This is a genomic window from Ureaplasma diversum NCTC 246, assembly GCF_000731915.1.
GTDB lineage: Bacteria > Bacillota_I > Bacilli_A > Mycoplasmatales > Mycoplasmoidaceae > Ureaplasma > Ureaplasma diversum.
The window spans coordinates 1-8,424 of the sequence record NZ_JFDP01000078.1 but is presented as its reverse complement, the minus strand read 5'-3'; the positions used below and the strand labels follow the sequence as shown (position 1 = coordinate 8,424).

Below are 8,424 nucleotides of genomic sequence, written 5' to 3'. Positions count from 1 at the left end.
TTTATTAACTAAATCTGCAGCTCAAACAACTAGTGGAATATGAGTAATTACTAAAGCTGAAGGGTGTTTTGGATTACCACTAGTATTAGTTGTTTTTCCCACATTATCAACAAAAATTAAACGTTTCTTACTTGCATCATATCGCAATTCTGCATTAGTAGAATTCTGATTCATGTTTGATGGGAAATTAGAAGTAGCTTCTTCAGATTGATAAAGAGTTTTTGTGTAAGAATTAGTAGTATCAGATTGCCCAGAAGCACCATTTTGAACAACACTAATATATGAATTAGGCTCAGCTAATGTGCTTGTTGACCCAGAAGCGCCATCTCCATGAAGTCTAGTAAATTTATGTACTAATTCTTCACTTATAAATTTGATGTTTTCTCCATAGTTTTTAAGAGAAGGTTTATTGTTGTTAGTAGTGAATGCACTAATATATTTAACTTGCGGAATGGTTTCTTTAGTTACTTTAACTAAAACAGATTTATTAGTTCTAATGTCTACTATCTTAAATGTTTTCTTGTCATAATCAATATCTTGAATTTGTAAATCATTTTTATCAGATACTGATATATCTGGATTATTTGCTGCACCAAAGATAATCTTATTATCATGCATTGCTTGTCTAAATTTAGTATCTAATTGGTGTTTTACTTCTTCTTCAAAAGTTCGACCGGTATCAATTAATTCTTTTATAGTTGGGATTGTTAAATTAATATCAACATCTTTGTAATATAAAGGTAGATCGTTGATTAATAGATTATATTCTTGGTGGTGAAGATTGAATAAATCTGCAATTTTATCTTTAGGTATTCTTCCAGGGAATTGAGTAGGTAAAAAACGAGAAGTTTTTGCATTAACTGCAATTGTGTCACCAACTCTAGCTACTCTAATATTCGTGAGATGGTGTTTAATGCCATCAGTTACTAAAGCACCAGTTCCTTCTTTTTTTTCAAGCATCTTTTTTATTGCTTGACCAGAAATACTGCTTTCGGGTAAATCTACATATTCATCTTCTTTTAGTACACCTTTGAAAAATTTATTGAAATCATCAACATCGACAAATATAGAAGCACCGCTTTGTTTATCGGTTTCCATAATATCATAATCTAAAACATAAATTTGCTTTTTTTCACCCTGTCTTGTTTCAAAATTGATTAAAAATCTATCTTTATCAGGAATAGAATATTTAGTTTGATTTCCTCTGTTACCATTAGAATAATTAAAATTAGCTTCAGAAGAAATATTTTGTTCACTTCTATATTTTTGATCACTTAATTGAGGGTTGATAACATGAAAATTTTGACTTAATATCTTAGCACCATTAGCAATTGGAGAATTTTGTAGATTAGCAATTTTATTTTTATAGGCTTTTTCTTTATCTCAATCTGCTTTTGCAAGATCCACAGCTGAAATTAAATTATGAGCTAATTCAACATTAATGAATCCGTACATAATAATATTAAAAGGATCTAATTTGCCATCTTTTAATCGTCGCTTAGTAACTCATTGCCCATTTTCATAATCACGATAATAACCATTATCAGAGATTACAATTTTCCCAAATTCAGGAAAATATTGAATTGTTTCTAAACCAGTTAATACCCCTGTTTGTCAATTATCACTATATCGATGTGATTTATCAGTATATAGTTGATTTAAATGAGGGAACGTTTGATTTCTTTTTTTAAATAAGTCAACAAAATACAATCCAAATCGTGCACCAGTTATAGATGGGTTATTAGCTCATCTTTCTAAATCTGGTGGTCATACAACGTTTGTATATCCATCTCTTAAGTCTAATTTTGAAGCTGGATCAAATAATGGCTTTTTAGGTGGTTCGCCTGGAGTTTTTGGAATCTTGTAACCTTCACCTTTGAAAGATGGATCAGACGATAATGGAACATTAGGAAGTGGATTTTCATAATCAACTTCTTTCGCTCTACCTATTATGTCAATGATATTAAAGGTAGTGAAAATACCATCATCTTTGAATACAACTTCACCATTAGGTTTCTTCGGCGGTCATTGAAACTCCTCACCATTAATATCTCCAAGTTCTTTAAGGTTGCTTTCATATACACCGTTAGCATATGGTTGCTGAATAGGAAAATATGGAATGAATGTTCCATTATCAAATTGAACTATACCATGAATCTTAACAGTTTCAGCGGTTACTTGGCGTGGCTCTTTGTTTCTAAGCGGGGCATATTCAACAATTGCCATATGCCCACGATATAACTCGTCTTTTAAATCTGAGAATGTTGTGTTGTTATTTGAAGCTAAACTTGTTAGAGTTCAGACTTGTAAACGGTTAAATGGAATGTTATTTCCTAAAAAGTCAACATAACCTCCACCTTGATTCAAATTTCCTGTTTTGACCCCGTGTTCAGCTTTTAATTTTTGATATGAAGCTCAACCAACGTTTCTACGAACACGATCTCTATTTACTCTATTTTGTTCGTCACCATCTAAACCATTTATTCCATGATAAATAGGAGAGTTTCGATCAAAATCTCTAAAATTTCTAATATCCTGATCAGGTACAAATGAGTATTTAACAATATCAGTTAATGTTGTTGCTTTATAACGACTGTCATTAACTAGTTGCGGTAGGTCATCAATAATCATTTTAAGTGGACGACCAGCAAATGCACGGCGATCATCTTGTTGACCTTTTGTTCCTAAAGTATTTTCAGAAGTTGCGTTATGAACTAATAAAGCTGCCTTTCTACCATACTGAACAAGTTCTAAGACAATATGATCAACATTAGAAGCACTTGCTACATCAATTGAACGAGCATCTTTGTTACCATTATTACCGTTTTGTTGATCTACATTTACATCAGTTGCATCTAAAAAGAATTTTTTAAGGATGTAATTATTAGGATTTTTCTTTTTAATATCACCTAATTTAACCTTTTTAGATTCATTTAATAATTTATATACTTCAATAATTCCGCTGTAGTAGTCTTCAACACCACTCTCATGAACATATCCAACAGTTTGGTGTAAATATGGATTTATCTCAAAAATTTTGACAGGTGTTTTGTTAGAATTCGCATAATTTACAGTTCAAGAACGAAATGGAATTTCAGTGTTAGTAGAGGTGTTTGAACTTGAATGTTGCACATATTTAACAGTACTATCTAGAGTTGTGCTGCCATCCTGAAACCCAGTCACACCCTCCAACTTAATCCCATTAGCATTAATAGACTTCTTGTTATATTTAGTTTCTAATGCTTTTTTGATATTTGCTAATCTATCTTTTGGGTTAGCAAAAGGTGATACATTTTCACCTACTGTATCATTTTCAAAAATTTCACGATCAGTTAATAAATCACCAGGTGTTAAGAATAACCCTCAATTAGTTAATACAAATACTTTTTTAGAAATTGCATCATAAACAAATAAGGCATTTTGTTCAAGTGAATATCAATATTTAAGGTTAGTTAAATTAAATGCACTTGAATTGTTTGTTCAAGTAGTATTAGTTGTTAATAAATTTTTAATTTTATTTTTGAAAAACAAACGACCTAATTGAAACTCATCATCAGCTAATTTACTATCAGCTGGTTGATTAGTAGGAACAATCTTGTTATAGATATCTGTTCTTGGAACATCAATTGGTAATTCACTATTTAAATTAACAACAAAACTAGTAACAATAGCTCTTTCAATTTCATTCATACTAGAAGCATCAACTACTTTTGATTCAAATCTAGGAAGAGTGAAGTTAACTTCATTATTTCCTGATCCATTATTAGCAATAAATTTGAATGTTACTTCATTATCATTTTCAGACACAAATTGGATATCAAACTGTTCAGCATTAACTTTTAAACCACCAAAATTAACTGATTTAGTATCTTTATCAAAGTTATTATAATTACGATTATAAACGTTAATATTAAATAACTTTTTCATCGCAGCTTTAACTGCAGCCGCTTTGTTTTCGTTTGTATAAGTAGCTGAATTTACCGTTTGCTTCCAATCCCCACTTAATTGATGCTTCGTACTCTCATCTGCCAAATTCGCCAACTCATTAATTACTTCATGATTAAATGGTAACAATAACTTAGAACCATTAAAATTTACTTCTTTTCGTGGTTTATTAGCTTCTCATTCATTATCTACATTAGTTGGTGTAATTAAAAAGTCTAAATATGATTTAGTTTCTTTTTCATTATTAAGTCTAAAGCTTGCTCCAATAGCTGCAGCTATGGTAGCACTTACTACAAGTGATGAAGTAATTGGTATTAATAATTTTTTAGTCTTGTTATTTTTCATAGTTATCTTCATCCTTTGTTTTATTTTGTTCGTCTCTTATTTTTAAATCGGATAGCTAAAATTGCTATTAGTCCAATTAATCCAATTCCAGCTATTAAACTTACTACAGATACTATAATCATTCAGTAGTCAATATTAGCATTATATGCTACTTGATCATTAATTTGAACAGGTGCATTTTGAAGAATTGAAGTTTTAATAATGACAACGTGTGGTTTATTTGAGTCGTTGTCTCTAATAATAATCTTGTTAGATGTATTATCAAATTCAACAGTTACTAGATCTGAGATATTAAATCCAGTTGGTAAATAAGATTTAATAATTGGATCTTTTAGAATATCATGAACAACTTTAAGAGCTTCTGGTGATTTGTTTTCTACTTTCATTTCAACAGTTTTGATTCTTGTTGCCATGTCTTGTAAATAAGCATGGTAAATATCTTGCCCTTCAGCAACTGTATATTTAACACTTACTTCATCTACATTTGTTTTATAAACAATTGTAGTAGCTAGTTTAATTGATCCATCTTTTTGTTTTTCATACACTAATAAATCATTAGTGTTTGGATCAACTTCAACAATAGCATTCTTAGGATCGATCTTAACTCCGTTAACTTCGATCATACCATTACTATCTAATGGATATTTATTAGGATCATTTAATAGTTTTAAATATGCTGCTCCTAAATCTCCATCTGCTTTAATTACATCATCAATTGATACAAATGGAATACTTTCTTTTGAAACAACATTTGGATTAAAATCAATTTTTTGAACAAATCTTGATCCATCATCTCTTGTTCCAGATACCATAATGAATCCATCTTGAATTGATACAGTTGTGTTTTTTAATTCAGATTCAGTTAAACCAACAGTATCTTTTAAGTGTTTAAACAACTCTTCATTAATTGGTTGTTTAGTATTCTTATCAATTAAATCAAAACCAACTTTAGCTTTTGATTTAAGTAAGTTTTCTAATTCTAATTGTTTAAGTGGATTCTTAAAGATTGATTTACCATTAGCAAATGGTAGATATTTATTGTTATCAATAACAACAATTAATTGATTATTAGCTAAACGGATTTGTTTGTATTTAGCATTTTGTTTAGGATCATTAATAGCATGTTTGTTATTGTATTCAGTTTCACTTACAACTGCAGGTTGACTAAGTTCATACTCACCTACTCTGTTTAAGTTTTTAATTTTTTGATTAATTAAGTGAGCTAGTTTATCTTCTATTGAGTTATCTACACCTAATACATCTGCAACTGAATATAATTCATAATCATTAATTACTTTAATAGCTTGATTAATGATAATTACTTGTGCTCGTTTTTGTTGATCAGTGTTTTTTCCTCTTAATACAACTTGGTTCTTTTCAGGGTAATATTGAATTGTTCAATCTTTAGTGAAATCAGTTTCAATATTAGCTGGGTTATTTTCATCACTATATTGATCTAAAATGAATTGTTTAATTCAAGCATTAGATCTTAAAGCTTGATTTAATTCTTTTTGATTTGGTTTAGCTTTATTAGGTGCATTTGCTATTTTAATTAATTGATAGATTTCTTTAGCTAAAACTGCATCATCTAAGAAGTTGTTATCAATTGTATAGTTAGGTGGTAATACGGTTGGAGTGATCGCTATAATAATTCGATTACCATCTTCTTGGTTATAGAATTCAACAGATCCATCATCTCGACTTATAACTTCTATCTTATCTGGATCAATACTAATGTTATAGAAGTTGATTCTATTGTTTTCATCTCTTGGGAATTCATTTGGATCTACTAATTTAGCTTTAACAGCTTTAGCATAATCCCCATTGTGTGCTAATACTTGTTCATCTGTTGGTAGTTTTAAGTTAATATCTTTTTCTGTTGCTACAACAGGAACATTATTTAATACATAGAAGTATTTATGTTTATTATTCTCTGTTCTAAGTACTAAGTTAGATCCTGCACTTATACTTAAATAAAGTTCTTGATCAGTATTAATATTATTATCTTTTTTAATATCTTCTAATCATTGATCTAATTCTTGTTTATTAACTATATTATTATCAAATACTAAGTTTTGATTAGATTTAAGAATTTGATCTACAAGTTTCTTATAAGCTGTATTATCTTTAATTACTTCATTACCATCTAATTTAGAGAAGTTATAGTAAGTATCATGGATAATGATATATTCTTGATCATTCTTTGTTTTTAATGAAACATATCGTTTTCAAGGTTGAGCATCTTTATTTCTTGTAATTGTTGGATCATCAACTGGTATAAAGTTAAGATCAACTTTAGTAATGACTCCATCATTCTTAAGTTCTAGCTTGTAGTAGTTATATGGACTTGATAAGTCTTTTCTAGCTACACTTCGTGCAATTGCTCCTAAGATCAGTTGGTCTGATGTTAATTTATTTTCTCTATATAATCGAGCACGATCGATATTAAATGCTCTAATGATATCTTGTGGTTCAAATAAGAATGATGTAGGGTTTTCATAATCTTTAATGACTCGATCTACATTATTAATAACTAAGATCTTAGCATTATTAGGATTATTGTTATCAATACTGATTCGGTTGTTTTCTATATCATATCGAATCGTTGTAGCATTGAAATTAAATCAAATATCATCATCTTCAAAAGCAGACATTAATTTGTTCTTTAAGTAACTGTTTTGAATCATTTGTTCAGCTAACTTGACTTCTGTTGGTTCACCAAATGATAGTTTATTAATTGCTTGAACTAATTCATAAATAGCTTCTGGGTTTCGTTCATTAACATGCTCAGTTGCTTTTGAATCAATTAATGCTCGTTTTGGATATTGTGGGTTATCTGCAACTATTCTAGCTAAGATTTCAGCTGGATCTGTATTAGCTTTAATGATTGATATTGTATTATCATCATTAATTACTACATCAATTTCTTGTGGATTAACTTTTAATCCATCAATATTAATTAATCCATTACTATCGACTGGATATTTATTATTATCTTTAAAACTATTAAGAATTAATTCATTAACTGATAAAGTAGAGTTGATAATATCATCTTTAGTTGGTAAAGTAATATCATTTTGATCAATTAATTTAGGTAATTTAACACTTAATACTTTAATTGGGTTATTTAGTTCATTGAATAGAACAAATAATAAATAACCGTTGTAGTGTGTTGCTTGTAGTTTGTTGTAATCTTTATCATCACCAAACACGCCCTTAACTACACTCTTAAGCTCAGGATTAGTAATCTTATTAATATCATTAAATGTTCTTTGAGATCCTAATGCTTTAATTTGGTTATGTAATAGTACAAAGTTAGTGAAGCTTGGTTCTGTTTTAACTACTTGAGTTAAATCATAAACAAATAATGCTTTATTAGTATTATTTGAATCGTTTGCTGTGTAATTAATTACATAAGTATTAGGGTAGTCTGGATATGGTGTATCTTGTGCACTAATATTATTTAAGTTAGAGTATGCACTTACTGTTTTAGTTTTAAAGTTAGGTGTTGCATTACCAATTGTATAACTCTTAACTAATCTATTTTCATTAATAACTTCATCTACTTTATTTTTAACTAAATCTAATAAGTTGAAGTTATTATCAACTAATCTAAAGACATGGTTTTTATTAGTTGATAGTTCATTAGCATAAACTATCTTAGATACATTTTTAATTAATAAGATTCTTGGGTTTTTGTCTGATGCTGCATTATCACGAATAATAATCATATTCTTTGATCGATTATATTCAATTGTTGCTTTCTCTAATGATCAATCATTATTAGTAATAGATTTAACAGTATTGTTGTAATCATCTAATATTTTCTTTAATAATGGGTTTTCTTTGATATCTTTAGTTAATTCTCTTTGTGTTTGTTTAGTTGGTTCTTGATTATCAATTAGATCAAATAATGCTTTAGCACTCTTAATATCTAAGAATCTGAAATCATGACTTGGATTATCAGGAGCTGGTGAATCAACTCCAACACTATAATCTTTATAGATAACTGTTGTTGGTTTAGATGGAACAGATACTTGTTCATCATTAGCATCAACAATTACAATTCCCCCATCATATCCAACTAATACTTGTTTAATTGGTAATGTTACTTTTTGACCACCAAAGTTAATT

Annotated in this window: 1 protein-coding gene and 1 pseudogene; both read right to left on the bottom strand. The window is 28.9% G+C overall.

From position 1 onward, the window contains the following. Positions 1 to 4,290: pseudogene (locus UDIV_RS03440) on the bottom strand (hypothetical protein); the annotation flags it as partial. 20 nt (positions 4,291 to 4,310) lie between these two features. Next, a partial coding sequence (locus UDIV_RS03435) for a GUMAP protein (protein ID WP_156021878.1) occupies positions 4,311 to 8,424 on the bottom strand: 4,114 nt, incomplete at its 5' end.